22 protein-coding genes are annotated in these 26,136 nt (G+C 70.1%); 7 read left to right on the top strand and 15 right to left on the bottom strand.

From position 1 onward, the window contains the following. Positions 1 to 274 precede the first annotated feature (274 nt). The 3 genes from HDC37_RS03940 to HDC37_RS03930 all read left to right on the top strand — a co-directional run bounded on the left by HDC37_RS03940 (position 275) and on the right by HDC37_RS03930 (position 3,368). Positions 275 to 862 (top strand): hypothetical protein, encoded by a 588-nt coding sequence (locus HDC37_RS03940; protein ID WP_179559041.1) that lies wholly within the window; start codon positions 275 to 277, stop codon positions 860 to 862. A gap of 107 nt (positions 863 to 969) precedes the next feature. Next, entirely contained in the window at positions 970 to 1,662 is a 693-nt protein-coding gene (locus HDC37_RS03935) for a DUF1775 domain-containing protein (RefSeq protein ID WP_179559040.1), read from the top strand. Positions 1,663 to 1,712: 50 nt separating this feature from the next. Further along, complete coding sequence (locus HDC37_RS03930) at positions 1,713 to 3,368, top strand: Mur ligase family protein (RefSeq protein WP_179559039.1); 1,656 nt, start codon at positions 1,713 to 1,715, stop codon at positions 3,366 to 3,368. Positions 3,369 to 3,390: 22 nt separating this feature from the next. Here the strand turns inward: HDC37_RS03930 and dxr are convergent, their stop codons facing one another. Both dxr and HDC37_RS03920 read right to left on the bottom strand, forming a co-directional pair. After that, positions 3,391 to 4,479: a 1-deoxy-D-xylulose-5-phosphate reductoisomerase gene (dxr, locus tag HDC37_RS03925; protein WP_179559038.1), complete on the bottom strand. Its 1,089-nt coding sequence runs from the start codon at positions 4,477 to 4,479 to the stop codon at positions 3,391 to 3,393. A 36-nt stretch (positions 4,480 to 4,515) separates the two neighbouring features. Next, the gene (locus tag HDC37_RS03920; protein ID WP_179559037.1) at positions 4,516 to 5,466 is read right to left on the bottom strand and encodes an FKBP-type peptidyl-prolyl cis-trans isomerase; all 951 of its coding nucleotides are present in this window, start codon (positions 5,464 to 5,466) and stop codon (positions 4,516 to 4,518) included. A gap of 215 nt (positions 5,467 to 5,681) precedes the next feature. Between HDC37_RS03920 and HDC37_RS03915 the strand changes: the two genes are divergently transcribed. Continuing rightward, complete coding sequence (locus tag HDC37_RS03915; protein ID WP_257021309.1) at positions 5,682 to 6,392, top strand: 1-acyl-sn-glycerol-3-phosphate acyltransferase; 711 nt, start codon at positions 5,682 to 5,684, stop codon at positions 6,390 to 6,392. Positions 6,393 to 6,426: 34 nt separating this feature from the next. Here HDC37_RS03915 and HDC37_RS03910 read toward each other — a convergent pair whose 3' ends face one another. After that, entirely contained in the window at positions 6,427 to 6,909 is a 483-nt protein-coding gene (locus HDC37_RS03910) for an OsmC family protein (RefSeq protein ID WP_179559035.1), read from the bottom strand. A 76-nt stretch (positions 6,910 to 6,985) separates the two neighbouring features. Between HDC37_RS03910 and HDC37_RS03905 the strand changes: the two genes are divergently transcribed. After that, the gene (locus HDC37_RS03905) at positions 6,986 to 7,975 is read left to right on the top strand and encodes an asparaginase (protein ID WP_308472072.1); all 990 of its coding nucleotides are present in this window, start codon (positions 6,986 to 6,988) and stop codon (positions 7,973 to 7,975) included. Between the two features lie 32 nt (positions 7,976 to 8,007). Further along, the gene (gene ald / locus HDC37_RS03900; protein WP_179559033.1) at positions 8,008 to 9,123 is read left to right on the top strand and encodes an alanine dehydrogenase; all 1,116 of its coding nucleotides are present in this window, start codon (positions 8,008 to 8,010) and stop codon (positions 9,121 to 9,123) included. 22 nt (positions 9,124 to 9,145) lie between these two features. On the opposite strand, the gene HDC37_RS03895 is transcribed toward ald, so the two are convergent. From HDC37_RS03895 to HDC37_RS03865, 7 genes are all read right to left on the bottom strand, one after another. Continuing rightward, positions 9,146 to 10,687 (bottom strand): APC family permease, encoded by a 1,542-nt coding sequence (locus HDC37_RS03895; RefSeq protein ID WP_179559032.1) that lies wholly within the window; start codon positions 10,685 to 10,687, stop codon positions 9,146 to 9,148. A 32-nt stretch (positions 10,688 to 10,719) separates the two neighbouring features. After that, positions 10,720 to 13,647, bottom strand: coding sequence for an FtsK/SpoIIIE domain-containing protein (locus tag HDC37_RS17485; RefSeq protein WP_179559031.1), 2,928 nt, complete (start codon positions 13,645 to 13,647; stop codon positions 10,720 to 10,722). Positions 13,648 to 13,714: 67 nt separating this feature from the next. Continuing rightward, a complete protein-coding gene (locus HDC37_RS03885; protein WP_179559030.1) occupies positions 13,715 to 14,533 on the bottom strand; it encodes a PP2C family serine/threonine-protein phosphatase in 819 nt (272 codons plus the stop codon). A gap of 69 nt (positions 14,534 to 14,602) precedes the next feature. Further along, the gene (locus HDC37_RS03880; protein ID WP_179559029.1) at positions 14,603 to 16,594 is read right to left on the bottom strand and encodes an ABC transporter ATP-binding protein; all 1,992 of its coding nucleotides are present in this window, start codon (positions 16,592 to 16,594) and stop codon (positions 14,603 to 14,605) included. Further along, the gene (locus tag HDC37_RS03875; protein WP_179559125.1) at positions 16,591 to 18,321 is read right to left on the bottom strand and encodes an ABC transporter ATP-binding protein; all 1,731 of its coding nucleotides are present in this window, start codon (positions 18,319 to 18,321) and stop codon (positions 16,591 to 16,593) included. The genes HDC37_RS03880 and HDC37_RS03875 overlap by 4 nt, the downstream gene beginning before the upstream one ends. Positions 18,322 to 18,446: 125 nt before the next feature. After that, a complete protein-coding gene (locus HDC37_RS03870) occupies positions 18,447 to 19,430 on the bottom strand; it encodes an aldo/keto reductase (protein ID WP_179559028.1) in 984 nt (327 codons plus the stop codon). 68 nt (positions 19,431 to 19,498) lie between these two features. Further along, positions 19,499 to 20,266 (bottom strand): large exoprotein, encoded by a 768-nt coding sequence (locus tag HDC37_RS03865; RefSeq protein ID WP_179559027.1) that lies wholly within the window; start codon positions 20,264 to 20,266, stop codon positions 19,499 to 19,501. Positions 20,267 to 20,434: 168 nt separating this feature from the next. Here HDC37_RS03865 and HDC37_RS03860 point away from each other — a divergent pair, with 168 nt between their 5' ends. Then, positions 20,435 to 20,902, top strand: a complete 468-nt coding sequence (locus tag HDC37_RS03860; RefSeq protein WP_179559026.1) for a DUF4282 domain-containing protein — start codon at positions 20,435 to 20,437, stop codon at positions 20,900 to 20,902. 6 nt (positions 20,903 to 20,908) lie between these two features. On the opposite strand, the gene HDC37_RS03855 is transcribed toward HDC37_RS03860, so the two are convergent. The 5 genes from HDC37_RS03855 to atpA form a co-directional block, all read right to left on the bottom strand. Continuing rightward, a complete protein-coding gene (locus HDC37_RS03855; protein ID WP_179559025.1) occupies positions 20,909 to 21,661 on the bottom strand; it encodes a YaaA family protein in 753 nt (250 codons plus the stop codon). A 118-nt stretch (positions 21,662 to 21,779) separates the two neighbouring features. Then, positions 21,780 to 22,040 carry a F0F1 ATP synthase subunit epsilon gene (locus tag HDC37_RS03850; RefSeq protein ID WP_179559024.1) on the bottom strand — a complete coding sequence of 87 codons (261 nt, stop codon included), beginning with the start codon at positions 22,038 to 22,040 and terminating at the stop codon, positions 21,780 to 21,782. A gap of 2 nt (positions 22,041 to 22,042) precedes the next feature. Next, positions 22,043 to 23,506, bottom strand: coding sequence for a F0F1 ATP synthase subunit beta (atpD, locus tag HDC37_RS03845; protein ID WP_179559023.1), 1,464 nt, complete (start codon positions 23,504 to 23,506; stop codon positions 22,043 to 22,045). A gap of 23 nt (positions 23,507 to 23,529) precedes the next feature. After that, positions 23,530 to 24,426 carry a F0F1 ATP synthase subunit gamma gene (locus HDC37_RS03840; RefSeq protein WP_179559022.1) on the bottom strand — a complete coding sequence of 299 codons (897 nt, stop codon included), beginning with the start codon at positions 24,424 to 24,426 and terminating at the stop codon, positions 23,530 to 23,532. Positions 24,427 to 24,445: 19 nt separating this feature from the next. Continuing rightward, positions 24,446 to 26,083 (bottom strand): F0F1 ATP synthase subunit alpha, encoded by a 1,638-nt coding sequence (atpA, locus tag HDC37_RS03835; RefSeq protein WP_179559021.1) that lies wholly within the window; start codon positions 26,081 to 26,083, stop codon positions 24,446 to 24,448. Between the last annotated feature and the right edge of the window lie 53 nt (positions 26,084 to 26,136).

Below are 26,136 nucleotides of genomic sequence, written 5' to 3'. Positions count from 1 at the left end.
CAACGCCGCCCGACGCCGGCGCAGCTTCGCCAGTTCATCCGCGAACACCCCGGCGCGCTTATCCTCCGCCCGCCGCCGCTTCTCGTCCGCGTCCACTGAAAACCCCGTCTCGATGACCTACCCACATCATCGCAGAGGGTTACGACATCGGCATTTGACTTTGTAGATAGCAATCGAATGCATGTTCCCACCGGCGGGCGTTTCACCGATATGCGGCGATGCGGCTGACGCCGTAACCTGGTGTCGCCCCATCAACCCCGTCCCGAGAATGCCCGTGAGCCCCCGACACCTGCGCGCCGGCCGTGCGGTCGCCGCCGCCACTGCGGCCACGGTGATCGCGGGGACGTCGCACACCCTGGCCGCGGACGGCCCGCCCCCGGTCACCCTGCTCCTGGTCGCGGCCGTGCTCGCGACACCGATCGCGCTCCTTCTGATCGGACGTCGACCGAGCATCGGCCGCACTCTCATCACGGTCACCGCGGCGCAGGCGGTCTACCACCTGGCGTTCGCTCTGGTCGGAACCGCCGGCTCGTCAGGCGCAGCGCCGCAGGGAAGACACCTGCACCACGTCACACTGACTCTGGGCGAGGGTGCCGTCGCCACCGTGCCCGATGCGCCGATGATCGGCGCGCACGCCGTCGCCGCCCTCCTCACGGCCCTTCTCCTTCATCACGGAGAGCGGATGCTGCAGGCCCTGGGCCGCGGCATCCGCACCCTTCTCGCCGGCACACGCCCGCTCGTCCCCTCCCTCCGGGCCTCGATCGTCCGAATCGGCATCGTCAGCACGGCGTGGACTGTGCTGCCCAGGACGGCGTCGGGCTGTTCCTCCCGGGGCCCACCGGCCCGCGTCGCGGTCCTCTGAGACCGCACCCTCCTGCACCGGCGTGCGACGCGCGCCGGTGATCCGTGCGCGTCCGCCGACCCGGCGGCGCGCCGTCGACCCTGCTTCGCGTGAAGGAAAGAACCACCATGACCACTTCCACTTCTGCCCGCCTGCCCCTCGTGGCCGCAGGTTCCGTCATCGGCGTCGCCCTCGTGCTGGCTGCCCCCCTCGCCGCATCGGCGCACGTCGGGGTGTCGCCCGAGGTCGCGCCCGCCGGCACCCGGACCACCCTGCAGTTCTCGTTCTCCCATGGCTGCGACGATTCCCCGACCACCTCCCTCACCGTCGACATCCCCGACGCGGTGGCCACGGTCGCCCCGGTCGTCGACGGGGAATGGACCATCTCCCGCGAGGTGGGCGCCGACGGCGTGCCGACGCAGGTGACCTTCACCGCCGACGACCCCATCGACACCGGCCTGCGCGCCTCGGTCGCGATCGACGTCACCTTCGCCGAGGCCTCCGCCGGCGATTCCGTCGCGTTCCCGGTCGAGCAGACCTGCGTCACCGGCTCCACCGCATGGAACGAGGTGACCGAGCCGGGCGAGGAGGAGAGGGACCATCCGGCCCCGGTCGTCGTCGTCTCCGAGCCCGATGAGGGGGACGCCTCGGGACACGGCGCGGCGCACGCGGATGACCCGCAGGACGCCGCCGCGACGCCGGTCGCGGCGAGCTCCACCGGCGGCGACGACCCGGTGGCCCGTGGTCTCGCGGCCGCGAGTCTGGTGACCGGTGCCGGCGCCCTGGTCGCGGCGCTGTGGCGCCGGCGCGCGCGGAGCTGATCTTCCGCGATCACGGTTCGGCCGGAGCCGGGTGAGAGGATGGAGGCGCCATGCCCACGGATGACACTCCCCACCTGCCCCCCGTGCTCCGGCCGGATCACCCGCCCGCGCACCGCGTGGCCGATCTCGCCGCACGTTTCGCCCGCCGCGTCAGCGGCGACCCCGGCGAGTCGTCCCTCACCGGCGTCACCCTCGCCACGGCCGATCTGCGACCGGGCGACGTCTTCGTCGCCGTCAAGGGCGCGAACCGCCACGGCGCGGAGTTCTCCGCCGACGCCGCGGCACGCGGCGCGGTGGCGGTGGTCACCGATGAGGCGGGTGCAGCGCTCGCCGCGGCGTCCGGACTCCCGATCCTCGTCGTCGACGACCCGCGCGCGCTCCTCGGCGCCATCTCCGCATGGGTCTACGGCACCGGGCGTGACGACGCACTGCCGCTGCTGTTCGGGACGACCGGAACGAACGGCAAGACGAGCGTGTCCCATCTGCTGGAGGGCATCCTCGATCAGCTCGGCGTCGTCACGGGGCTGTCCTCGACGGCCGAGCGCCACATCGCGGGGCACGTGGTGGTCTCTCGCCTCACCACCCCCGAGGCGTACGAGATGCACGCGCTGCTGGCGCTCATGCGCGAACACGGCGTCCAGGCCGTGGCGGTGGAAGTGAGCGCACAGGCGCTCAGCCGGCGCCGCGTCGACGGCATCGTCTTCGACGTCGCCGGGTTCACCAACCTCAGCCACGACCACCTCGACGACTACGCCGACATGACCGAGTACCTCGAGGCGAAGCTGCCGCTCTTCACCGCCGAGCGCGCGCGTCGCGCCGTGATCTCGCTCGACTCCCCCGCGGGCGCCGACGTCGTCGGGCGATCGGAGGTGCCCACCCTGACGGTCGGGACCCCCGCCATCGCCGCCGATCCCGCGGCCGCGGCGCGGGCGAACTGGGTCGTCGAGATCATCGAGGAGCGCCAGCAGGGCACACGGTTCCGGCTGTCGTCGACGGACGGGCGGATGCTGGAGACCGTCGTCCCGGTCATCGGCCAGCACATGGCCGCCAACGCCGGTCTCGCGATCGTCATGCTCCTGGAGGGTGGCTACGCGTGGGACGACCTCGTCGCGGCGTTCGCCCGCGACGGAGCGATCCGGGCTTATCTGCCCGGACGCACGGAACTCGTCTCGGGTGAGCGCGGACCGGCGGTCTTCGTCGACTTCGGCCACTCCCCCGACGCCTTCGAGAAGACCCTCGCCGCCGTGCGGCACGTCACGCCCGGCCGCGTCCTGATGCTGGTCGGCGCGGACGGCGACCGCGACGCCACGAAGCGGCTGGACATGGGGCGCACCGCCGCCGAGGGCAGCGACATCCTCGTCATCACCGACCACCACCCCCGGCACGAGGACCCCGACTCGATCCGGGCCACCCTCATCGAGGGGGCGCGCCGCGCGAAGCCGGACGCCGAGATCCACGAGTACTCTCCGCCCGAGCGCGCCATCCGCGAGGCCGTCGCGCTCGTCGGCGAGGGCGACGCCATCCTCTGGGCCGGCCCCGGGCACCAGGACTACCGCGATATCCGGGGCGTGCGCACCCCATACTCCGCGCGGGAGCTCGCCCGGCGGGCGCTCGCCGCCCGCGGATGGCCCGTGCCCGAGCCCCGCTGGCCGGTGCCCTACCCGGAGGACAGCACACCGTCATCCGATCCCCTGCGCCCGGCCTGAGGCCGCCGGCAGCGGAGCGAGCTCAGCGCGCGGCGATCAGCTCGTCGGCGACGCGCCGCGCCCAGCTCTCGGCGTCGGCGAGCGATGCGCGGGTGAGCGCTGCGGGGGCCTCGTGCCGGTCGACGACATCGGCGACCAGGTCGACGATGTCGAGGAACCGCAGGCGCCCCTCGTGGAAGGCGTCGACCGCCTGCTCGTTGGCCGCGTTGAACACGGCGGGATAGGTCGCCCCCGCTTCCCCGACACGTTTGGCCAGCCGCACCGCGGGGAAGGCGTCGTCGTCGAGCGGCTCGAAGGTCCACTGCGTCGCGCGGGTCCAGTCGATGGGCACACCGACACCGGCCACGCGCTGCGGCCAGTCCAAGCCGAGCGAGATCGGGAGCCGCATGTCGGGCGGTGACGCCTGCGCGATCGTCGAGCCGTCGATGAACTCGACCATGGAGTGCACGACGGACTGCGGGTGGACGACGACGTCGATCGCGTCGTAGGGCACGCCGAAGAGGAGATGCGCCTCGATGACCTCGAGGCCCTTGTTCACCAGCGTGGCGGAGTTCGTCGTCACGACCCGGCCCATGTCCCACGTCGGGTGAGCGAGCGCCTGTGCGGGAGTCACCTCGGCGAGCTCCGACCGCGAGCGGCCGCGGAAAGGTCCGCCCGATGCGGTGAGCACCAGACGGCGCACCTCCTCGTGCGTGCCGGCGCGCAGTGCCTGCGCGATGGCGGAGTGCTCGGAGTCCACGGGGACGATCTGCCCCGGCGCGGCGAGGGCGGTCACGAGCTCGCCGCCCACGATAAGCGACTCCTTGTTCGCCAGCGCCAGGGTGCGCCCGGTCTCGAGCGCGGCGAGAGTCGGCCCGAGCCCGACCGAACCCGTGATGCCGTTCAGAACAACGTCCGCATCGACGTCGCGGACGAGCTGCTCCGCCTCGGCAGCACCGAGCGCGCAGGCGCTCTCGGCGACGCCGAACGTCGCCGCCTGAGCGGTCAGCAGGTCGCGGCGGCGTCCCGCCGCGAGCCCCGCCACCTCGAAGCGATCCGGGTTCGCGGCGATGACCTCGAGGGCCTGCGTGCCGATGGAGCCGGTGGAACCGAGGACGAGGATGCGCCGCATCCGGTCAGCCTATCCGCGCTCTCGCGCGCGGCGGCGTCAGGGAGCAGTGGTGGCGGCGACGTGCTGGACGCCGAGGATGTCGACGACGAAGACGAGGGTCTCCTCCTGCAGCTCGTTGCCGTCGACGGCGCCGTAGCCGAACTCGGGGGGGATCACCGCCAGAACTTGCGACCCGACGGTCTGACCCTCCAGCGCCTGACGGAAGCCGTCGACGACGCCCGTCGTCTGGAACGACGCGGGGGTACCGGCCTCCCAGCTGGAGTCGAACACCTCGTTGTCGGACCACTTCACGCCCGTGTACTGCACGAGCACGGTGTCGCCGGGGGCGACCGTCTCGCCGTCGCCCTGCTTGAGGGTCGCGAGCTCGACCGCGGTGGGAGCATCGGTGTCGGGGACGGTGATGGTCGGCTCACCGTCATCGGCCAGCTCCACCTCGGGAAGGCCCTCGGGTGCGGGCTGCTCGGTGCCCCACGCGGCGTCGGGAACGGTCTCGAGGAAGTCGAAGACGTAGACCTCGCCGCCGTTGGTCTCGGTGGCGGGGAAGGTGGCGACGACGCGCGTGCCGGGCGTCGCGCATCCGAGCACCTGGCCGATCGGGTTGTCCGCGGAGATCTGCTGCGGCAGGAACTGACCGGGCTCGTAGTTGAGCGATCCGAGCTCCTCGCCGGTCTCAGCGCTGAAGGCGGTGAAGGCGATGTTGACGAGTTCGCCGGCCTCGACCGCGTCGCCCTCACCCTCGGTGACGACGGTGCTCTGCAGCTCGGAGATCTCCAGCGGCGCGGTGAAGACCGCCTGCGATGCGGCGCCGGGCTCACCGTCGACCGTGACCGCTTCGGACGCGTCGCCCGATGGGGCGACGGCCTCGCACAGATCGGCGACCTGGGCCGACGGCGACTGGCTCGCGTCGGGCGCAGCGCCGGAGCACGACGTCAACAACAGGACCGATACGGCGGCGACGGACAGGGCGGCGAGCGGGCGAATACGCACAAAAACCTCAGGGTCGAGGGACGGAAGGACCTCCCCATCCTGGCCTACCTTTCCTCTGTCTGGGCTGAGAGGTCTCGATGGCCCTGCGCGCGGCAGGTCGGATGGCGGGGATGCCCGCACCGGAATGGGAGCGAGAGTACCCTCGTCTGGTGACGTCCGAGGCAGCCAGCGATCGCCCCTCCGGGGCCCCCGACGCGTCTTCGCACTCCATCGGCATGACCTACGCGCTGGGGCGGATGGTGATCGCGCCCCTGGGTCGACTCATCTACCGCCCGCGGGTCGAGGGCAGGGGGAACGTTCCCCGCCAGGGCCCCGTCATCTTCGCCAGCAACCATCTGTCGTTCATCGACTCGATCGCCATCCCGGTCGCCGCTCCCCGCCCGGTGCACTTCCTCGCCAAGGCCAGCTACTTCGAGGGCACGGGGATGAAGGGCTGGATGTCGCGGGAGTTCTTCCGCGCGATCGGCGCCATCCCCGTCCAGCGGGGTGCGGGTCAGGCGGCGCTCGACGCCCTCGAGCAGCAGCGCCTGCTGCTGGCGGAGGGACGCGCGGTCGCGCTGTATCCCGAGGGCACACGCTCGCTGGACGGACGACTCTACAAGGGCCGCACCGGCGTCGCCTTCCTCGCGCTGGAGACCGGCGCGCCCGTCGTACCGGTGGGTCTCATCGGCACCGACCGCGTGATGCCGGTGGGGGCCAAACGCCCTTCGCTCTCCGAGCGCATCACCGTCAGGTTCGGAACGCCGCTGGACCTCTCGGATCACGGCGCGGCGTCCTCGGGGCGCGCGCGCCGCGGCGCGACGGACGAGATCATGGCGGCGATCCACGCCCTCAGCGAGCAGGAGCTCGCCGGGGTGTACAACGAGGTTCCCGCGCAGAACCCCATCGAGCGGATCAAGCAGGTCCTGCCGCACGAGCGCCTGTAGCGCGCCGCCCGCTCTCGGCAGACGCCGCGGATCGTCACTCCGACGCGTCGGCCACCAGGATGGTCGGCTCATGGCGTACGGGGAAGTTGACCGAGTTGGCGATGAAGCACAGGGCGTGAGCCTTCTCGTGCGCCGCGATGGCGGCATCCCTCATCTCTTCGGACGCGACGGTGACGCGCGGGTGCAGCACCACCTCACGGAACGCTCCGCTGCCCGCGCCGTCCTCGACCATGAGACCCGTCGCCTCGTCGGCGTAGTCGACCACGACGACCCCGGCCATGACGCACGCGTGCAGGTAGGAAAGCAGATGACACTCGCTGAGCGCAGCGAGGAGGAGGTCCTCGGGGTTCCACCGCGCGGGATCCCCCCGGAACGGCTTATCGGCCGACGCCAGCAGGGTGGGCTTTCCGTCGACCTCGATGGTGACCGAGCGGTCGTAGTCGCGATACCCGCTGGTGCCGCTCCCCCGGTTGCCGGTCCACGTCGCGCGCAGCGCATATCGATGCTCACCCCACATGGCCCCAGTCTCGCATGCGGGCGTCGGCGGCCGAGGGGTCGATGGCGGACGGAGGGTCGAGGGTAGGCTGACCTGCGTGCCGCAGACCATCGCCGCCGCAGAGGCCGTCGAACTCGCCGTCGTCGAACGCAGCGGGTTCGTGGAATCGCGTCACAGCGGAGCCGCGGTGGTTCTTGATGCCGACGGCGTGATCTCCGAGAGACTCGGCGATGTCGAGGCACTCATCCTCCCCCGCTCGAGCCTCAAGCCGCTTCAGGCCCTCGCCCTCCTCACCGCCGGCGCCGAGCTCACCGGGGAGGAGCTGGGTCTTGCCACCGCGAGCCACACCGGGACCGATCGGCACGTGGCCGTCGTCCGCGGCATCCTCGATCGCGCCGGTCTCGACGAAGACGCCCTCGGCTGCCCCCCGGCCTGGCCCTCCGACCAGCCCACTCGCGACGCGGTCGTCCGCACCGGCGGCGCGCCTACGCGCGAGCGGATGAACTGCTCGGGGAAACACGCCGCCATGCTCCTCACCGCCACCGCGAACGGCTGGGACACGGCGACCTACCTCGAGCCCGAGCACCCGTTGCAGACCCGCATCCGCGAAGTGACCGAGCGTCTCACCGGTGAGCGCGTCGGCGCGACCGCCGTCGACGGCTGCGGCGCGCCCGTCTTCGCCGTCACCCTGCTGGGACTTGCCCGGGCCGTCCACCGCATCGCCGTGTCGTCCGAGCGGTCGCCGTTCGCCCTGCACCGCCAGGCCGGGACGCTCGTCCGCACGGTGCGGGAGCACCCCTGGACCATCGACGGACCCGGTCGCCCCGACACCGTCGTCATCGAGCGTCTCGGCGTCTTCGCCAAGACCGGCGCTGAGGGCGTGCTCGTGATGACGGCCCCCGGCGGTACGACCGTGGCCCTGAAGGTCCTCGACGGGTCGTCGCGTGCGGCCACCGCGGTGGCCCTGCGCCTTCTCGAGCGTCACGGCGCGCTGCCTGCGGCCGACGTGGCCGCGACCCTCGCCGAGCTTCCGCTGTCGGTCACCGGCGGCGGCCGGGATGTCGGGGTGATCCGCCCCGTCATGTGACGCTTCCACCAGGAGCGGAGAGGACCGCAACGATGAGGATCTCAGTTCCCACCGAGGTGAAGAACAACGAGTACCGGGTCGCGCTGACACCCGCGGGAGTGCACGACCTCGTCGTCGCCGGACACGACGTGGTCGTGCAGCGCGGCGCCGGCGCCGGATCGTCGATGCCCGACGCGGAGTACGAGGAGGCCGGAGCAATTCTGCTCGACGACGCCGCCGAGGTGTGGGACCGCGCAGAGCTTCTGCTCAAGGTCAAGGAGCCGACCGCCGAGGAATACCGGCACTTCCGCGACGACCTCGTCCTCTTCACCTACCTGCACCTGGCCGCCGACCGGCCGCTGACGGAGCGCCTCATCGCGGACGGCGTCACCGCGATCGCGTACGAGACCGTGCAGCTCCGCGGTGGCGGGCTGCCCCTCCTCGCGCCCATGAGCGAGGTCGCGGGACGCCTGGCGCCGATGGTCGGCGCGCACACGATGCTCCGCTCCGAGGGGGGACGGGGACTGCTGATGTCGGGCGTGCCCGGCACCCGTCCCGCGCGGGTCACCGTGATCGGCGGCGGAGTGGCCGGAGCGAACGCGGCCGTCATCGCCGCAGGCCTGGGGTCGGATGTCACGGTGTTCGACACCAACATCCAGCGCCTGCGCTACCTCGACGATCACTTCCAGGGGCGGGTCAAGACGGCGGCGTCGAATCCTCTCGATCTCGATCGCGCCGTCGAGGACTCCGACCTCGTCATCGGTTCCGTGCTGATCCCGGGGGCGAAGGCTCCCAAGCTCGTCAGCAACGAGATGGTGTCTCGGATGCGACCGGGCAGCGTCCTCGTCGACATCGCCGTCGATCAGGGCGGCTGCTTCGCCGACACGAGGCCGACCACCCACGCCGAACCGACCTTCGCGGTGCACGACACCGTCTTCTACTGCGTCGCGAACATGCCCGGGGCCGTGCCGAACACGTCGACGTCGGCATTGACGAACGCAACGCTCCCCTACATCCGCCAGATCGCCGGTCGCGGATGGCGGACCGCCCTCGCCGGCGACGCCGCGCTGGCCGCCGGGCTCAATGTCGTCGGCGGTGCCGTCACGAGCGCCGGCGTCGCCGCCGCGCATGACCTGGCTCACACGCCGGTGGCCGAGGTCCTCGGCTGATCGCCGGGAGCCGCAAGCACGCTCAGCTGAGCCCGCCGTCCACCGACCGCTGGTACGCGCCCTCGTCGGGGACGAGCACCGGCGTGTCGCGGTTGAGTCGCTCACCGCGGAAGAAGGGCTTCGAAGCCGGGAACGCGTACCAGATGAACATCAGCACGACACCGATCGCCAGGGAACCGATGCCGACGACGAAGGTGCCGCCGACACCGAGCAGCACCGTGAACCCGTAGTCGACGTCGTACATGTCGATCGCGGACTGGACGAAGGCGTAGGTGAGCATCAGGGCACCGAGCAGCGGCAGGACGCCGCGGTAGACGAGGTTCCGCGCCGAAGTGAACAGATCGCGTCGGAAGTACCAGACGCAGGCGTACCCGGTCAACGCGTAATAGAAGGCGATCGCGAGCCCGAGCGACAGGATCGAGTCCTGCAGGATGTTGTCGCTGATCAGCGTCATGCCGATGTAGAACAGGCTGGCGACGATGCCCATGACGATCGTCGAGAACGAGGGGGTCTTGTAGACGGGGTGCACCGTGCGGAACCGCTGCGGCAGCGCCTTGTACACCGCCATCGACAGCGTGCCCCGCGCCGTCGGGAGGATCGTCGTCTGCGTCGACGAGACCGCCGAGATGAGGACCGCGATCAGGAGCAGCGGGGCCAAGGGGCCGAGCAGGTCGTCCTTCAGCGCCAGGAAGATGTCGTCGGCATTGGCCTCGTTGCCCAGACCCACGCCCGTCGAGCCGAGACCGGCGTACATCATCGCCGCAACGGTGACCCCGACGTAGGTGCAGACGAGGATGAGCGTGGTCAACAGCGCTGCCCGACCGGGGATGCGCTTAGGGTCCTTCGTCTCTTCGTTCAGCGCGAGGCAGGTGTCCCACCCCCAGTAGATGAAGATCGCCAGGAGGATCGCCTCGGTGAACGCACTCCAGTCGGTGAAGCCGAGCGGGTTGAACCAGGACAGGTCGAACGGCGTGGGGTTCGGGGCGGTTCCGGTGAAGAAGTGCCAGAGCGCCGCGACGATGAAGACAGCCAGGAGGAGGTACTGGATGGCGAGGAGGACGTTCTGGATCCGTTCGCCGATCTCCACGCCCCGCCAGCTCACCCAGGTCATCAGGGCAATGAAGAAGACACCGGTGGCGGTGACCAGCGGCACGTTCCCCGCCAGCGATCCGTCGCCGAAGAGCGACCAGAAGTAGATCCCCGCGATCTGGGCGAGGTTGGCCAGAACGATCGTGCCGGCTACCGCCACGCCCCAGCCGCCGAGCCAGCCGACCCACGGACCGAAGGCCTTCGTGCTCCACGTGAACGTCGTGCCGCAGTCGGGCACGGCGTTGTTGAGCTCGCGGTAGGCGAAGGCGATGAACAGCATCGGCACGAACGCGATGACGAACGCGATCGGCGCCTGGGCGCCGACGGCGAGGATGACGAATCCGAGGGTCGCCACCAGCGAGTACACCGGTGCGGTCGATGCCAGACCGATCACGGTCGAGCCCCACAGCCCCAGCGTTCCCGCTGCGAGGCCCTTGCCTTCGGGTCGGCCCAGGGTCACAGGGGAGGTTGCCATGCGCTGACGTTAGGGCCAGCGGGTCACGGCGGTCAAGCATGCGCGGGAGTGTCGGGAAGAAGGATGCGGCGGGGCGCCCCTCCCCCCTGGCGCACCCAGGCTCGACCGCGCCCGGTGAGGCAGTAGGGCGGCAGGTCGCGGTCGGCCGTCAGCATCCGATACTCGGGCCCGCAGGAGGCGTCGATGACCAGGTCGTGATCCGACCGGATCAACGCGAGGGTCCGCCAGTGCCGCTGCCACTCATCCGGTTCGCCCACCACCACGACCTGCCCGCTCCGGCTGCCGCGCTCCACTCCCGCGTCGAAGGCGTCGAGGTCGATGAGCGCGGCTCCCGCCTCCTCCCAGGCACGAAGCGCCGCCCGCGCCTGCGGTGAGCGTCGCGTCACGAACCCCGCGAGCGCCCGGGGGCGCCAGGTCTCGGGCGGCTCGGTCGGCCCCGGAACCGCTGCGTCCCACGCCGTCGCCACCTGCACGGCGATGCCGTCGATCGTGCCGCGGCCCGGCACGGCATGGGCCTCCCACCCCGCCGGGTCGCCGCCGAGTGCGACGTGATCGGCACGCGATGCGGTGGCGAGGAGCACACGCTGCGGAGCCAGATCGAGGAGGCGCGCCACCCCGCCGGTCAGCCGTTGCGCGGTGAGGGCCACGACGGCACCCTCGCCCGCCGCGCCGCGGAGAAGATCTTCGAGGCGTTGAAGGAACTCCCCGGCGTAATCCATCGGATAGCGTCCGGCCAGCGCATCGACGTCGTCGATGAGGATGAGCCGGGGAGAGGCCGGCCCCGGACGCGGGGCCCGGACGAGACCGTGGACGAGATCCCACGCCGCCTCCGGGTCGGCCGGCACCCACGTCGCCGAGTCGGGACGCTGAGCACCGAGCGTCTGCAGCGCGGTCGTCCGGCCGCTGCCGCTTCGTCCGAGGACGACCACTCCTGCCGTGCGGCGCTCGAGCAGGGCCGGCCGCTGCCGCTGCTGGTCGGGTTCGTCGAGGAGCCCGAGGATCAGGGGCGTCGCCGCACCGTCGTCGGCGGCCGGCACCCGCAGATCGGCCAGGTCGACGCGCGCCGGCAGGGCGGGCAGCCAGGAGCGTCGCGGCGTGGGCCCGTGGGCGCCGTGACCGACCGCGGCGACGTCGGCGGCTCCGGCGAGAGCCACCCGGAATCGCCGGGGCGCGGCGTCGATGCTCCGGCGAAGCCATGCGGTGCCGCGCTCGGTACCTCCTGACACCGGACCTGCCGCGTCATCCGTCCCCAGCACGGCCCGGCTGTCGGCGGCGTCCGCGACCCGCAGGCTCAGCCGCAGCGGAAGGTTCGCCCACAGTCCTTCGCGGATGACGCCCGTCGTGCGCTGGGTGCCGAGGATGAGATGCATCCCCAGCGCCCTTCCGCGTGCGGCGAGGTCGGTGAATAGCGCCTGGAGCTCGGGGTGATCGGCGAGGAGCGCAGCGAATTCGTCGACGACCACGACGAGCCGTGGCAGCTCGGCTCGGTCGTCTCGGATGTCACGGGCCCCCGTGCGCGCGAGTTCGGACTCCCGCCACCGGATCTCGGCCCGCAGGCTCTCGATCGCCCGGCGAGCTCCTCCGGGATCGAGATCGGTGATGACGCCGGTGACGTGCGGGAGGCCTGCGAGGCGCTGGAACGCGGTGCCGCCTTTGAAATCGGCGAGGAGGAAGGTGACCTCCCGGGTGGAGTAGCGCGCGCACAGCGCGAGCACCCAGGTGACGAGGAGCTCGCTCTTGCCCGATCCCGTCATGCCGGTGACGACGGCGTGCGGACCGTCCTCCACGAGGTCCACCGACACCGGAGCGCGATCACGTCCGATCGTGGCCAGAAGTCCCCCGCCGGCGACGGGCGATCGGCCGTCGCCGGCGAGAAGATCGGCGAGCAGGACGGGACGGTCGTCCCCGCCCAGCTCCCCCCACGAGCGCCCGGCACGCAGGGCGAGATCATCGGCGATCGAGGCCGCCTGTGCGCGCCCGACCGCTTCGGTCCTGATCTCATACGTCTCCCCGCCGATATCGGCGTGCGCCCGGTCGGGATCGTCGACGCGGAGCACGACTGCGCACCCGGGCGGCGGTGGCTCCCCGGGATCGACGCGGACGATCCGGATGTCCGCCGCGTCGGCGGCATCCGCTCCCCCCGCCCGGAGCGCGAGCGTGCGTGCGGCGGCGACCCGGCGATGCGGCAGCCGCGCGAGCCAGTCCTCGTCATCGGAGGCCGACACCAGCACCGAGAACGATCCGGGCGGATGCAGCAGACAGGCCTGCAGCACGAGCGCGCGAGCGACCGCCGCGCTCACGAGAGGCGGCCCGATGACGGCGATCCCGGCATTCAGCGGCACCGCGATGGGAGCATCCTCGAGGATTGCGGCGCGGCGGCGCAGCTCACCGGCGCTCGGGTCGCCCCGCCCGCCGGTGACCCGGACGGCACTGGGGATGCGCCCACGGCCGACGACGACGGTGTCGCCGCGGTCACGATGCGTCCGCCAGACCTCGACGTCGGATCCCGCGAGCCGCGCGACATCGGGGTGCACGGCCCACCACCGTTCGCGCTCCCGCCGGTGGCGAGAGGCCACGGCACGTGTCACGTCCGCGCGCGTCCGGGCGGCCACCCGCTCGGCGTCACGACGATCGCGTCGGGCGCTGCGGGCGGCGTCGGCGATGGACGCGATGGCGATGAGCGGCCCGAGTGCGGCAAGCCACAGTGCCAGGATCGACCCGGTGACCAGCCACAGCGCGCCCGCTCCGAGGATCGGGACCGTCGAGGCGACGATGGGCAGCGGGGGCCGGGGAGGACGCTCCCATCCGTCCTCGAGGTGAAGGAGTTCGTCGGGTGCCGGGTCCTCGGGCAGGCCCGAGGAGAGGGGATGATCGTCGGCCGCCCTGACGCGGCGCGAGGACCGTGCCTGCGGTTCTGACGTCGACGGGAGAGCCGGGGGGAGCGGAGTGAACGGCGACACCCACCCACCCTGGACACGGAGCGGACGTGATGGTGCACGTCACTCCCGATCGGTGGAGAACTCGCCCTCAGGCCGAGGCTGTGGAGGAATCGACGCCGGCTGCCGCGCCCGAGGTCTTCTCGCGCAGGGAGACGTTCACCACGATGATGGTGATGTTGTCGCGACCGCCGTTCTCCAGCGCCGCATCGAGCATCGCGGCCACGGCACCGGCGGGATCGTCGTGCTGCGCGAGGAAATGGCGGATCCCGAAATCCGTCAGCTCTTTGGTGAGACCGTCGGAGCACACCACGAAGCGATCGCCGTCGACGATGTCGAGACGCACGTAGTCGGGTGTCACGCTCTCGCTGGGTCCGACCGCTCGGGTGATGACATTGCCGTAGGGGTGGTTCTCGGCCTCTTCGGGGCTGAGACGCCCCGAAGCGACGAGCTCCTGCACGACCGAGTGATCGGTGGTGACCTGCACGACGTCGTCGTCACGCTGCACGTAGACCCGCGAGTCCCCGATGTTCAACGTGACCCAGGTGGCCGGTTCGGTCGTCGCATCCAGGTAGACGCCCGTGAGCGTCGTGCCGGTGCCGTCGTCGGTCGTCTCGGCGTGCGAGGCGATGTCCTTCACCGCACGACCGAGCGCCTTCTCGATCGTCTTCGCGCTCACCGAGCCCGCCTCCACGACGGCGCGGAGCCGATCGACGGTGCTGGCGCTGGCGATCTCGCCCCCGATGTGTCCGCCCATGCCGTCGGCGACGGCGAACAACGGGAACGAGGCGAGCACGGCGTCCTGATTCACCTCGCGTCGGCGTCCGGTGTGCGTGGTGGCGGCCCAGCGCAGTGACAGCGTCGCGCCCGGGAGCTCGATCACGCGGTCTCCGGAGGAGATCTCAGGCACCTGCTCTCCTCTCCCCCACGTCGGCTCTCATCGGCAACCGGATCGGCATGACCGCCACCGGTGGCGTCTTCACATCCTAGTGGACACGGGGGACGGCCCCGCGGACTCCCCCGCCGGATCCGCGGCATCCGATTCCCCGCCCTCGGCATCGGTCACGGCCGCGCGGAACTGCGCATCCGACAGACGACGATAGGCGCCGCCGGCTGCGAGCAACGCGTCGTGCGTGCCCTGCTCGACGATGCGGCCGTCCTCCATCACCAGGATGAGGTCGGCGTCGCGGATCGTCGAGAGTCGGTGGGCGATGACGAAGGCCGTGCGGTCCTGCCGCAACTGCGACATCGCCCGCTGGATCAGCAGCTCGGTGCGGGTGTCGACCGACGAGGTCGCCTCATCGAGGATGAGGATGCGCGGATCGGCGAGGAATGCGCGGGCGATGGTGATGAGCTGGCGCTCGCCCACGCTCAGGTTTCCCGCCTCATCGTCGAGGACGGTGTCATAGCCGTCCGGCAGGGCGTGGACGAACCGGTCGACATACGCAGCGCGCGCCGCGGCGAGGATGTCGGCCTCGTCGGCTTCCGGGCGCCCGTAGGCGATGTTCTCGCGGATGGTGCCGGCGAACAGCCATGTGTCCTGAAGCACCATGCCGGTGCGGGAGCGGAGGTCGTCGCGGGTCATCAGGCGGGTGTCGACGCCGTCGAGCGCGATGCGTCCCGCATCGACGTCGTAGAAGCGCATGATCAGGTTGACCAGCGTGGTCTTGCCCGCCCCGGTCGGACCGACGATGGCGATCGTGCTCCCCGGTTCCACGGTGAGGTCGAGGTCGTCGATGAGCGGGGTGTCGGCGGCGTACCGGAACGACACGTCCTCGAACGCCAGCTGCTTGGCCGACGCCGGAGCGGTCTGGGCGGGCTCGGCGTCGGGAGTCTGCTCGGCCTCGTCGAGCAACTCGAACACCCGCTCGGCACTGGCGACACCCGACTGCAGCAGATTGGCCATCGAGCCCAGTTGCGCGAGCGGCTGAGTGAACTGCCTCGAGTACTGGATGAAGGCCTGCACGCTGCCGATGGACAGAAGACCGGATGCCACCTGGATGCCGCCCACGACCGCGATGGCGACGTAGACGAGGTTGCCGACGAACATCATCGCGGGCTGGATGATGCCGGAGAGGAACTGCGCGCCGAAGCTCGCCCGGTAAACCTCTTCGTTCTCGGCGAGGAAGTCGGCTTCCACCTCACGCTGATGGCCGAACACCTTCACGATCGCGTGGCCCGAGAAGGTCTCCTCGACCCGGGCATTGAGTACACCGGTCGCCTTCCACTGCGCGGCGAAGAGCTTCTGCGAGCGAGCAGCCACCACGGCGGTGATGACGAGTGTCAGCGGCACGGTCACCAGGGCGATCACCGCGAGGAGCGGGGAAATGAGGAACATCATCACCATGACGCCGATGACCGTCAGAAGCGAGATGATCACCTGCGACAGCGTCTGCTGCATCGACTGGCCGATGTTGTCGACGTCGTTGGTGACTCGGCTGAGCAGTTCGCCGCGCTGCACCCGGTCGAAGTACGACAGGGGCAGACGGTGGATCTTGTCCTCCACCTGCAGCCGCAGACGGTTCATCGCCCGCTGCACGATGCCGTTGAGCAGCCGTGCCTGCAGCCAGCCGAAGACGCTCGAGAACACGTAGACGGCGAGGACGGCGAGGATGACCGCCCCGAGCGCGTCGAACGCGATGCCGGCGCCCGGGGTGAAGTCGACGGCGCGGACGAGGTCGGCCTGCTGCTGCTGCCCGGCGGCGACGAGTTGGTCGACGACCTCCTGCTTGGTCGCGCCTGCCGGCGCCTGGAGGGAGAGGAACCCGGCGAAGACGATGTTCGTGGCGTCGCCGAGCAGTTTCGGGCCGAGCACCGACAGTCCGACGCTGAGGACACCGAGAACGAGGACGACCACCAGTCGGGGCCTGTCCGAACTGAGGGTGCCGAGCAGGCGCCGCGCGCTCGGGCCGAAGCTCTTCGCCTTCACCACCGGCGCGGTCTGCATGCGCCCGTGCCCCGGCCCGCTCATGCCGCCTCCACCGAGAGCTGCGACTCCACGATCTCGCGGTAGGTCTGGCTGGAATCGAGAAGCTCGTCGTGGGTGCCGATGCCGACCACGCGGCCGTGGTCGAGCACGATGATCTGGTCGGCGCTCTGGACGGTGGAGACCCGCTGGGCCACGACGATCCGCGTCGTGTGCGGCAGATGGGTGTCCAGTGCGTCGCGCAGCGCCGCGTCGGTGGCCAGATCCAGCGCGGAGAACGCATCGTCGAAGAGGTAGATCTCGGGCTTCTTCACCAGTGCTCGCGCGATGGCCAGCCGCTGGCGCTGCCCGCCCGACACGTTGTTGCCGCCCTGCGCGATCGGAGCGTGCAGCTGCTCCGGCATGGCACGGACGAAGTCCGCGGCCTGTGCGAGTTCGAGGGCGTGCCACAGCTCGGCATCTCCGGCGTCGGGGTCGCCGTAACGGAGGTTCGAGGCGACCGTTCCCGAGAACAGGAACGCCCGCTGCGGGACGAGCCCCACGCGCCGCCACAGTTCGTCGGGGTCGACGTCGCGGACGTCCGTTCCGTCCACCTGGACCGAGCCCGATGTGGCGTCGAAGAGTCGCGGCACGAGCCCGATCAGGGTGGTCTTGCCCGACCCCGTCGACCCGATGACGGCCGTCGTCGTCCCGGGCGCGACCTCGAAGGAGATGTCGCTGAGAACGGGGTCGGCGGCACCGGGGTAGGCGAACGCCACGCCGTCGAAGCGCAGGGCACCGCGGGGCGCCGGCGGAGTGACCGGGACGGCAGGCGGTGCGACCGAGGGATCGGTGGCGAGCACCTCGCCGATGCGATCGGCGCAGACCGCGGCTCGGGGGATCATCACGAACATGAACGTGGCCATCATGACGCCCATGAGGATCTGCATGATGTAGGTCAGAAAGGCGAAGAGCGTGCCGATCTGCACGTCGTTCTGCTGCACCTGGAACGCGCCGAACCAGATCACCGCGACGCTCGAGACGTTCAGCACCAGCATCACCGCCGGGAACATCAACGCCATGAGGTTGCCGGCGCGAAGGCCGGTGGCCATCACTTCCGCGCTCGCGACCGAGAAACGCGCACGTTCCTGGGGCTCCCGCACGAAGGCGCGGATGACGCGGATGCCGCTGAGCTGCTCGCGCAGGATCTGGTTCACCCGGTCGATCCGCTTCTGCATGACGGTGAAGGCGGGCACCATGCGCCACACGATCAGACCGACGATGACGAGGAGCGCCGGGATCGACACGGCCATCAGCCACGACAGACCGACATCCTGGCTGATGGCGAGGATGACGCCGCCGACCGCGAGGATCGGCGCGGACACCATGAGGGTCGCCGACACCTGAACCAGCATCTGCACCTGCTGGACGTCGTTGGTGTTGCGGGTGATGAGCGAAGCGGCCCCGAAGTGACCGACCTCGCGCTGCGAGAAGGCGACGACCCGATGGAACAGGTCGGCCCGCATCTGGCGTCCCACCCCCATCGCCAGGCGGGAGCCGAAGTACACCGCGACGATGGCGCACACGATCTGCACGAGGCTGATCCCGAGCATGACCCCACCGGTCGACCAGATGTAGGGGATGTCGCCGGTGATGACGCCGTTGTCGATGATGTCGGCGTTGAGCGTGGGCAGCAGCAGCGAGGCGATCGACTGCGCGAGCTGGAACACCACCACGGCGATGATGAGCGGCCAGCCGGGGCGGAGGTAGCGGGCGAGGAGCTTGCCGAGCACAGGGTTCCCTTCCACGACGCACGTCCGCGGGGCGGGCGCACCTGTGAACGCTACAGCCGTTGCGTCATGTCAACCACCGTGGCCGGTGCGCTCTGAGCGAACCGGCTCGCCGTGAGCGATCCCGCTCAGGCTGCGGGGTCGTCGGGCAGGGGGAAGATCGCGTCGATCTCGGCGACGTCGGCGACGGTGGGCGTCCACGCGGTGGCCGCGGCAGCGTTCGCGCGCACCTGGTCAGGGCTCGTCGCTCCGGCGATGACGCTCGAGATCGACGATCGCGCCAGCAGCCAACCGAAGGTCGCCTCGAGCATCGTGATGCCCTGCGCGCGACAGAAGGACTCGTAGGCCTCGAGAGCGTCCCACGGCGCGTTCTCCCACAGGTGCGGGCGCTGACGCATGATGCGGGTGTCGGAGGGCGCCTCGGTGCGGGAGAACTTGCCGGTGAGCAGACCGTTGTGAAGCGGGAAGTACGGGAGGAACCCCAGGCCGAAATGCTCGGCGGCGGGCAGCCGCTCGCGTTCCGATGCCCGCGCGAGAAGGCTGTAGTGGTCCTGCGATGATACGAACGGCACGGTGCCGCGGCGCTCGGCGACGAAGTGCGCCTCGGCGATCTGCCAGCCGCTCAGATTGGAATGCCCGATGTAGCGCACCTTCCCCTCGCGGACCAGGTCGTTCAGGGCGTCCAAGGTCTCCCCGATGGGGGTCCCCGGGTCGGGCGTGTGCAGCTGGTAGAGGTCGATCCAGTCGGTCTGCAGCCTGGTGAGGGAGGCTTCGACCGCGCGCCGGATGTACGCGCGGGATGCCTTGGCGCCCGCCAGGCCGTATCCCATGTCTCGGCCGGAGTGGCCGAACTTCGTCGCGAGCACGACCTGGTCGCGGCGGCCGGCGAGAGCCTCCCCCATGAGGGCCTCTGACTGGCCGGGATCACCCCCGTACATGTCGGCGGTGTCGAGGAAGGTCACCCCCGCGTCGATCGCGGCGTCGAGGACGGCGCGAGTGCCCTCGATGGTCTCGGTGCGCGTGCCCGGCCGGCCGAAGTTGTTGCAGCCGAGGCCGACGGCCGAGACGAGCAGACCGGATGAGCCGAGGCGGCGAAGCGGGACAGCATTCATCCCTCCACGCTACCGGGGACGACTACGGCGACAGCCCCCGGCGGTGGGCCGGGGGCTGTCGCAGCGGGTCAGGGACGCGGAGCGTCGGGACCTGCGGGCGGTTCGCTCGCGGGCGGAGCCGCCGGAGGCGGGGTGGGGTCGGCCGAGGGCGGGGCCGGCGGAGCGGCGGGCGGTGCCGGGGACGTCGCAGGCGGAGTCGCCGGCGGTGCGGCGGCCGGCGCGGGCGGTGCCTGGTAGCCCGGGGCGGGCTCGTACCCGGCGGGCGGCGCAGCGGAACCGCCCGGTGCCGCCGGCGGGTAGCCGTAGCCGGGAGCGGCGACGGCACTTTGCTGCTGCGGAATGCCCGACCAGACGGTGGTGTCCTTGAGGAAAGAGCTCGCCCATGGGGCCGGCGGAATGCGAGGGTTCCAGCGGTCGGAGGAGAACGCGAGAATGCCGAGCCAGATCAGCGTCCCGACACCGGGGATGAGCCAGAGGAGCAGGTAGGGCCAGTCCTTCCCGAGCTTCAGGCCCACGCGCCAGCCGACGATGACCCCGACTGCGATGGCCGCGAGGGACAGGATCCAGCCGATGACCGGTACCTGGCTGAGCAGGGCCGAGGCCACAACGGCACCCAGCATGACCCAGGGTGAGAGATCACCGAGCTTGGCGAAGACCAGGGTGTTGTAAACCGGGACCCAGGCCCGCCACTTCCCCTCGACGCCCGCCTTCTCGAAGATCTTCATCAGGAAGAAGGAGCTAATCAGGTAGCCCGCGAGCGCGAAGATGAGCAGGAGCGGCAGCAGGATGAGCAGGAACGCCAGCAACGCGCCGTATCCGTCGTACGAAGAATCCATGAGACCTCCAGGTTTTTTCCCCAGCGTGCAAGCACGGCGGGATGGTCTGCCCGCGTCGTCATGGTATCGATGCGACGCCGCCATTGTGAGGAAATTCCCAGAAACACGGGGTCGGGCGCGTCGCGGTCGGTAACGTTGCGGGAAGCCGCCATCGAAGGACGAGGACCCATGAGCACCGACGCCCCTCCCCCGCTGCCCCGCCAGCCCGCCGCCGAAGCGGCCCGGGCCACCGACTCCACCACTACCCCCGGCATCGCAGGCGTCGATGACACCGGTGTTCCCGCCGTGGGACAGCAGGATGCCGCCGGGGTCCGTCGCGGATTCTTCCGCTCGCTGTTCGATCTGTCCTTCCGCACGTTCATCACGCGACGCCTGGCCGCGGTGTTCTACGTCGTGGGCCTCATGGCGATCGGCATCGCCTTCGTCGTTTACCTGGTGACCGGCGTCGTCGAGGGCATCGGCGCCCTGTGGTTCAACCCCGGCGCCGGCATATCGCTGATCGTGGCCACCGTCATCCTCGTCCCGCTCTTCTCCTTCCTCGCGGTGATCGCGCTCCGATTCGTCATCGAAGCGGTCGTCGCCCTCATCGCGATCGCGGAGAACACCGAGCGCACCGCGGCGAACACGCGGCGGTAGCCGGCGTCAGACGACCAGGTCGAGCTCCGCGGAGTCGGAGGCTCCGACGAGCCGGAGCCCCGCGTCATCCGCCCACCGTCGGAATCCTGCGACGCTCCGGATGCGCGGCCGCTCGAGGGCGAGGCGACGCACGAGATCGCCCTTGGCGCGCTTGTTGAAGTGGTTGAGCGCGCGCAGCGCCCCACCGGGGGCGTCGGCGACGACGCGGAGCGAGACAGCGGCGACGGCGGCGGGCACCGGCCCGAGGGCGACGTAGGCGTGGGAGCGGAGGTCGAGGATGAACGGCGGCGCCGCGGCGCCGAGCGCGGCCGTGACCGCAGGCGCCCAGTGCCGGGTGGGCGCCGCGAGCCCGGGGAGGCGCACCCCGGCTCCCAGCCGGTAGTTGGGAAGGGGATCGAGGGCGCCCACGGGGCCCAACGGAGCGGAGTGGATGAGCACATGCGTCTTCAGCCAGCGACGCGATGCCGCGTCGAGGCTCGACGCATCGAGTGCGTCGAAGAGCACCCCGGTGTACCGGTCGACAGCGGGACGCGTCGGCGCGGTGCGCAGGGCGGTGTTCACGGCGATCTCGTCGCGCTGACGCGGTCCGAGCTTCAGCACCCGCGCAGCCTCATCGGCATCGTCCGACAGCGCGATCAGCGATGCGAGAACCTCCGCGCGCTGCGGCCGCAGCGAGGGCAGCGCCAAGCCGTCGAGATCGATCGGTACGCCGTCGCCGCCCGGCTCTTTGGTTTCAGAGGGCGGCAGGAGGATCAGCATGGGAATACCCCGGAGAACACGGGGCGAGGATGCGACTGGCCGCCGAAGGCGCGGGGTTCACCCGTGCTCTCGGCGGCCAGTTGCACTCTCGCGGGAGGCGGAGAGGAGGATCAGTCGGTCAGGAGATCAGCGCAGCGTTTCCTGCCACGATCGTGACCTCGTCGCGCTCCATCGACAGGAAGCCGTCCTGGGCGTTGGCGACGATCTTCGAGCCGTCGGTGCGGGTGATCCGCACCTGACCCTCGGCGAGGATCGCCAGCACCGGCTCGTGGCCGGCCATGAAGCCGATCTCTCCCTCGACGGTCTTCGCGACCACCAGCGACGCCTCGCCGGACCAGACCTCCGCGTCGGCGGAAACCAGGCTGACTTTGAGAGGCATGATCAGCCGTTCTCCTTCTGGATGCGCGCCCAGGCCTCTTCGACGTCGGAGATGCCGCCGACGTTGAAGAACGCCTGCTCGGCGACGTGGTCGAAGTCGCCCTTGACGATGGCGTCGAACGACTCGATCGTCTCCTTGATCGGGACCGTGGAGCCCTCGACACCGGTGAACTTCTTCGCCATGTAGGTGTTCTGGGAGAGGAACTGCTGGATGCGACGCGCGCGGGCGACCACGACCTTGTCCTCTTCGGACAGCTCGTCGACACCGAGAATCGCGATGATCTCCTGCAGCTCCTTGTTCTTCTGGAGGATCTGCTTGACGGCGGTCGCGACGCGGTAGTGGTCCTCGCCGATGTAGCGGGGGTCGAGGATGCGGCTCGTCGAGGTCAGCGGGTCGACTGCGGGGTACAGACCCTTCGACGCGATCTCACGCGAGAGCTCGGTGGTGGCATCCAGGTGGGCGAAGGTGGTCGCCGGCGCCGGGTCGGTGTAGTCGTCAGCGGGGACGTAGATCGCCTGGAGCGAGGTGATCGAGTGACCACGGGTCGAGGTGATGCGCTCCTGGAGCACACCCATCTCGTCGGCGAGGTTCGGCTGGTAGCCCACGGCGGAGGGCATACGGCCGAGGAGCGTGGACACCTCGGAGCCGGCCTGCGTGAAGCGGAAGATGTTGTCGATGAACAGCAGCACGTCCTGCTTCTGCACATCGCGGAAGTACTCCGCCATCGTCAGCGCCGACAGTGCCACGCGCAGACGCGTGCCCGGCGGCTCGTCCATCTGGCCGAAGACCAGGGCGGTCTTGTCGAAGACGCCCGCCTCCTCCATCTCGCCGATGAGGTCGTTGCCCTCACGGGTGCGCTCACCCACGCCGGCGAACACCGACACACCGCCGTGGTCCTGCGCGACGCGCTGGATCATCTCCTGGATGAGGACGGTCTTGCCGACGCCCGCACCGCCGAAGAGGCCGATCTTCCCGCCGAGCACGTACGGGGTGAGGAGGTCGATGACCTTGATGCCGGTCTCGAACATCTGGGTCTTGGACTCCAGCTGGTCGAAGTTCGGCGCCTGGCGGTGGATCGGCCAGCGCTCGGTGATCTCGATGGTCTCGCCGGGGGCGCCGTTGAGCACCTCACCGGTGACGTTGAACACCTTGCCCTTGGTGACGTCGCCGACGGGAACGGTGATCTGCTCGCCGGTGTCGCGCACCTCCTGACCGCGGACGATGCCGTCGGTGGGCTTCAGGGCGATGGCGCGCACGAGGTCGTCGCCGAGGTGCTGGGCGACCTCGAGGGTGATCTCGGACGACGAGTCACCGATCGTGATCGTCGTCTTCAGCGCGTTGTAGATGTCGGGGATCGCATCGTGGGGGAACTCGATGTCGACGACCGGACCGGTGACGCGGGCGACCCGGCCGACGGCGGGCGCTGCGGCCGTCGTGGCATCCGTCTTCTCAGCGGTGAGGCTCATGGCTTCTTCTCTTTCGTGTGGGTCTATTTGCCCGACGCGAGAGCGTCGGCGCCGCCGACGATCTCGGCGATCTGCTGCGTGATCTCGGCCTGACGCGCGTTGTTGCGCAGCCGGGTGTAGTCGGTGATGAGCTTGTCTGCGTTGTCGCTGGCCGATTTCATCGCCTTCTGCGTCGCGGCGTGCTTGGCCGCCGACGACTGCAGGAGGGCGTTGAAGACGCGGCTCTGGATGTAGACGGGCAGGAGCGCGTCGAGAACCGTCTCGGCGTCCGGCTCGAATTCGTAGAGCGGGTAGACCTGCGCCGACGACTCCTCCTCGGCCTCGACGACCTCCAGCGGCAGAAGACGCACGGTCTCGGGGCTCTGGGTCATCATGCTGACGAACCGGTTGTACACGAGGTGGATCTCATCCACCCCGCCCTGCTCGCCGCCGCGGTTGTACGCGTCCAGCAGGGTGGCCGAGATCTCCTCGGCGGTGTGGAATTGCGGCGTATCGGTGTCACCCGTCCACTCCGCGGCGGCCTCCATGCGGCGGAACTGGAAGTACCCGACGGCCTTGCGACCGATGAGGTAGAACACCGGCTCGCGGCCCTCCGACCTCAGCAGCGCCGCCAGCTCCATGCCCTCGCGGAGGATCTGGGAGTTGAACGCACCCGCCAGGCCCCGGTCCGACGCGAAGATGACCACGGCCGAACGGCGGATGGTCGCCCGCTCCTGCGTCAGGGGGTGATCGACGTTGGAGTGCGTCGCCACCGCGGAGACCGCGCGGGTCACCGCGCGGGCGAAGGGCGAGGACGCGCGCACGCGCGCCATCGCCTTCTGGATCCGCGAAGCAGCGATGAGCTCCATCGCCTTCGTGATCTTCTTCGTGGTCTGGGCAGAATTGATCTTCTGCTTGTAGACCCTCAGTTGTGCGCCCATGATCCTTTACCGGTTCCGCTCAGCGACGGCCCTTGACGATCTTCTCCTGGTTGACGTCCTCGGCCTCGGCGGCGGCGACCTCATCGCTGCCGGGACGGTTGATCGACTGGCCCTTGCCGGAGCGGAACTCCAGGATGAACTCGTCGACCTTCTTGTCCAGTTCGGCGACGGTGTCGTCATCGAGGACGTTGGAGTCGCGGAGGCGATCGAGGATCGTCGTGTTGCGACGGAGGTAGTCCAGCAGCTCGCGCTCGAACGGCAGGACGTCTTCGACGTCGATGGCGTCGAGCTTTCCGTTGGTGCCCGCCCAGATCGAAACGACCTGCTCCTCGACCGGGTACGGCGAGTACTGGGGCTGCTTCAGCAGCTCGGTGAGTCGTGCGCCACGCGCGAGCTGGCGGCGGGAGGCGGCATCGAGGTCGGAGGCGAACATCGCGAACGCCTCGAGCGAGCGGTACTGCGCGAGCTCGAGCTTCAGCGTTCCCGAGACCTTCTTGATCGACTTCACCTGGGCGTCGCCGCCGACGCGCGACACCGAGATGCCCACGTCGACCGCGGGACGCTGGTTGGCATTGAACAGATCGGACTGCAGGAAGATCTGGCCGTCGGTGATCGAGATCACGTTGGTCGGGATGTAGGCCGAGACGTCGTTGGCCTTGGTCTCGATGAGCGGCAGACCCGTCATCGAACCGGCGCCGAGCTCGTCGGACAGCTTCGCGCAACGCTCCAGCAGACGCGAGTGCAGGTAGAACACGTCGCCGGGGTATGCCTCGCGGCCCGGCGGGCGACGCAGCAGCAGCGACACGGCGCGGTAGGCCTCGGCCTGCTTGGTGAGGTCGTCGAAGACGATGAGGACGTGCTTGCCGTCGTACATCCAGTGCTGGCCGATGGCCGAACCGGTGTAGGGCGCGAGGTACTTGAAGCCGGCGGGGTCGGAGGCGGGGGCGGCGACGATGGTCGTGTACTCCATCGCGCCGGCGTCTTCCAGGGCGCCCTTCACCGCAGCGATGGTCGAGCCTTTCTGCCCGATCGCGACGTAGATGCAGCGCACCTGCTTGGTCGGGTCGCCCGACTCCCAATTGGCCTTCTGGTTGATGATCGTGTCGATCGCGATGGCGGTCTTGCCCGTCTGGCGGTCGCCGATGATCAGCTGACGCTGGCCACGACCGATCGGGATCATCGCGTCGATCGCCTTGATCCCGGTCTGCATCGGCTCGTGCACGGACTTCCGCTGCATGACGCCGGGCGCCTGCAGTTCGAGGGCGCGGCGGCCGGTCGTGGCGACCTCGCCGAGGCCGTCGATCGGGTTGCCGAGCGGGTCGACGACGCGACCGAGGTACCCGTCGCCGACGGCGACCGAGAGCACCTCGCCGGTGCGGGTCACTTCCTGGCCGGCCTCGATGCCGGCGAAGTCGCCGAGGACGACGACGCCGATCTCGTGCTCGTCGAGGTTCAACGCCAGGCCCTGGGTGCCGTCCTGGAACGTCACCAGCTCGTTGGCCATGACGCCGGGGAGGCCCTCGACGTGCGCGATGCCGTCGGCCGCGTCGATGACGGTACCGACCTCGGTGGCGGCGGCGCCCGTGGGCTCGTACGCCGCGACGAAGTCCTTCAGCGCGTCACGGATGACGTCGGGGCTGATAGAGAGGTCTGTCATGATCTTCCTTCGTTCGGTGGGGCCTCACCGTCGAGTGTGACCCCGAATGCTCC

It is taken from the genome of Microbacterium sp. AK009 (assembly GCF_013410955.1).
Taxonomy (GTDB): domain Bacteria; phylum Actinomycetota; class Actinomycetes; order Actinomycetales; family Microbacteriaceae; genus Microbacterium.
This window is presented reverse-complemented; position numbering and strand designations above follow the sequence as displayed.

Coding starts and splice junctions, on each gene's coding strand:
- HDC37_RS03935 (WP_179559040.1), top strand. CDS start 970: ATGACCACTTCCACTTCTGCCCGCCTGCCCCTCGTGGCCGCAGGTTCC.
- HDC37_RS03930 (WP_179559039.1), top strand. CDS start 1,713: ATGCCCACGGATGACACTCCCCACCTGCCCCCCGTGCTCCGGCCGGAT.
- dxr (WP_179559038.1), bottom strand. CDS start 4,479: ATGCGGCGCATCCTCGTCCTCGGTTCCACCGGCTCCATCGGCACGCAG.
- HDC37_RS03915 (WP_257021309.1), top strand. CDS start 5,682: ATGACCTACGCGCTGGGGCGGATGGTGATCGCGCCCCTGGGTCGACTC.
- HDC37_RS03910 (WP_179559035.1), bottom strand. CDS start 6,909: ATGTGGGGTGAGCATCGATATGCGCTGCGCGCGACGTGGACCGGCAAC.
- ald (WP_179559033.1), top strand. CDS start 8,008: ATGAGGATCTCAGTTCCCACCGAGGTGAAGAACAACGAGTACCGGGTC.
- HDC37_RS03895 (WP_179559032.1), bottom strand. CDS start 10,687: ATGGCAACCTCCCCTGTGACCCTGGGCCGACCCGAAGGCAAGGGCCTC.
- HDC37_RS03880 (WP_179559029.1), bottom strand. CDS start 16,594: ATGAGCGGGCCGGGGCACGGGCGCATGCAGACCGCGCCGGTGGTGAAG.
- HDC37_RS03870 (WP_179559028.1), bottom strand. CDS start 19,430: ATGAATGCTGTCCCGCTTCGCCGCCTCGGCTCATCCGGTCTGCTCGTC.
- HDC37_RS03865 (WP_179559027.1), bottom strand. CDS start 20,266: ATGGATTCTTCGTACGACGGATACGGCGCGTTGCTGGCGTTCCTGCTC.
- HDC37_RS03860 (WP_179559026.1), top strand. CDS start 20,435: ATGAGCACCGACGCCCCTCCCCCGCTGCCCCGCCAGCCCGCCGCCGAA.
- HDC37_RS03855 (WP_179559025.1), bottom strand. CDS start 21,661: ATGCTGATCCTCCTGCCGCCCTCTGAAACCAAAGAGCCGGGCGGCGAC.
- HDC37_RS03850 (WP_179559024.1), bottom strand. CDS start 22,040: ATGCCTCTCAAAGTCAGCCTGGTTTCCGCCGACGCGGAGGTCTGGTCC.
- atpD (WP_179559023.1), bottom strand. CDS start 23,506: ATGAGCCTCACCGCTGAGAAGACGGATGCCACGACGGCCGCAGCGCCC.
- HDC37_RS03840 (WP_179559022.1), bottom strand. CDS start 24,426: ATGGGCGCACAACTGAGGGTCTACAAGCAGAAGATCAATTCTGCCCAG.
- atpA (WP_179559021.1), bottom strand. CDS start 26,083: ATGACAGACCTCTCTATCAGCCCCGACGTCATCCGTGACGCGCTGAAG.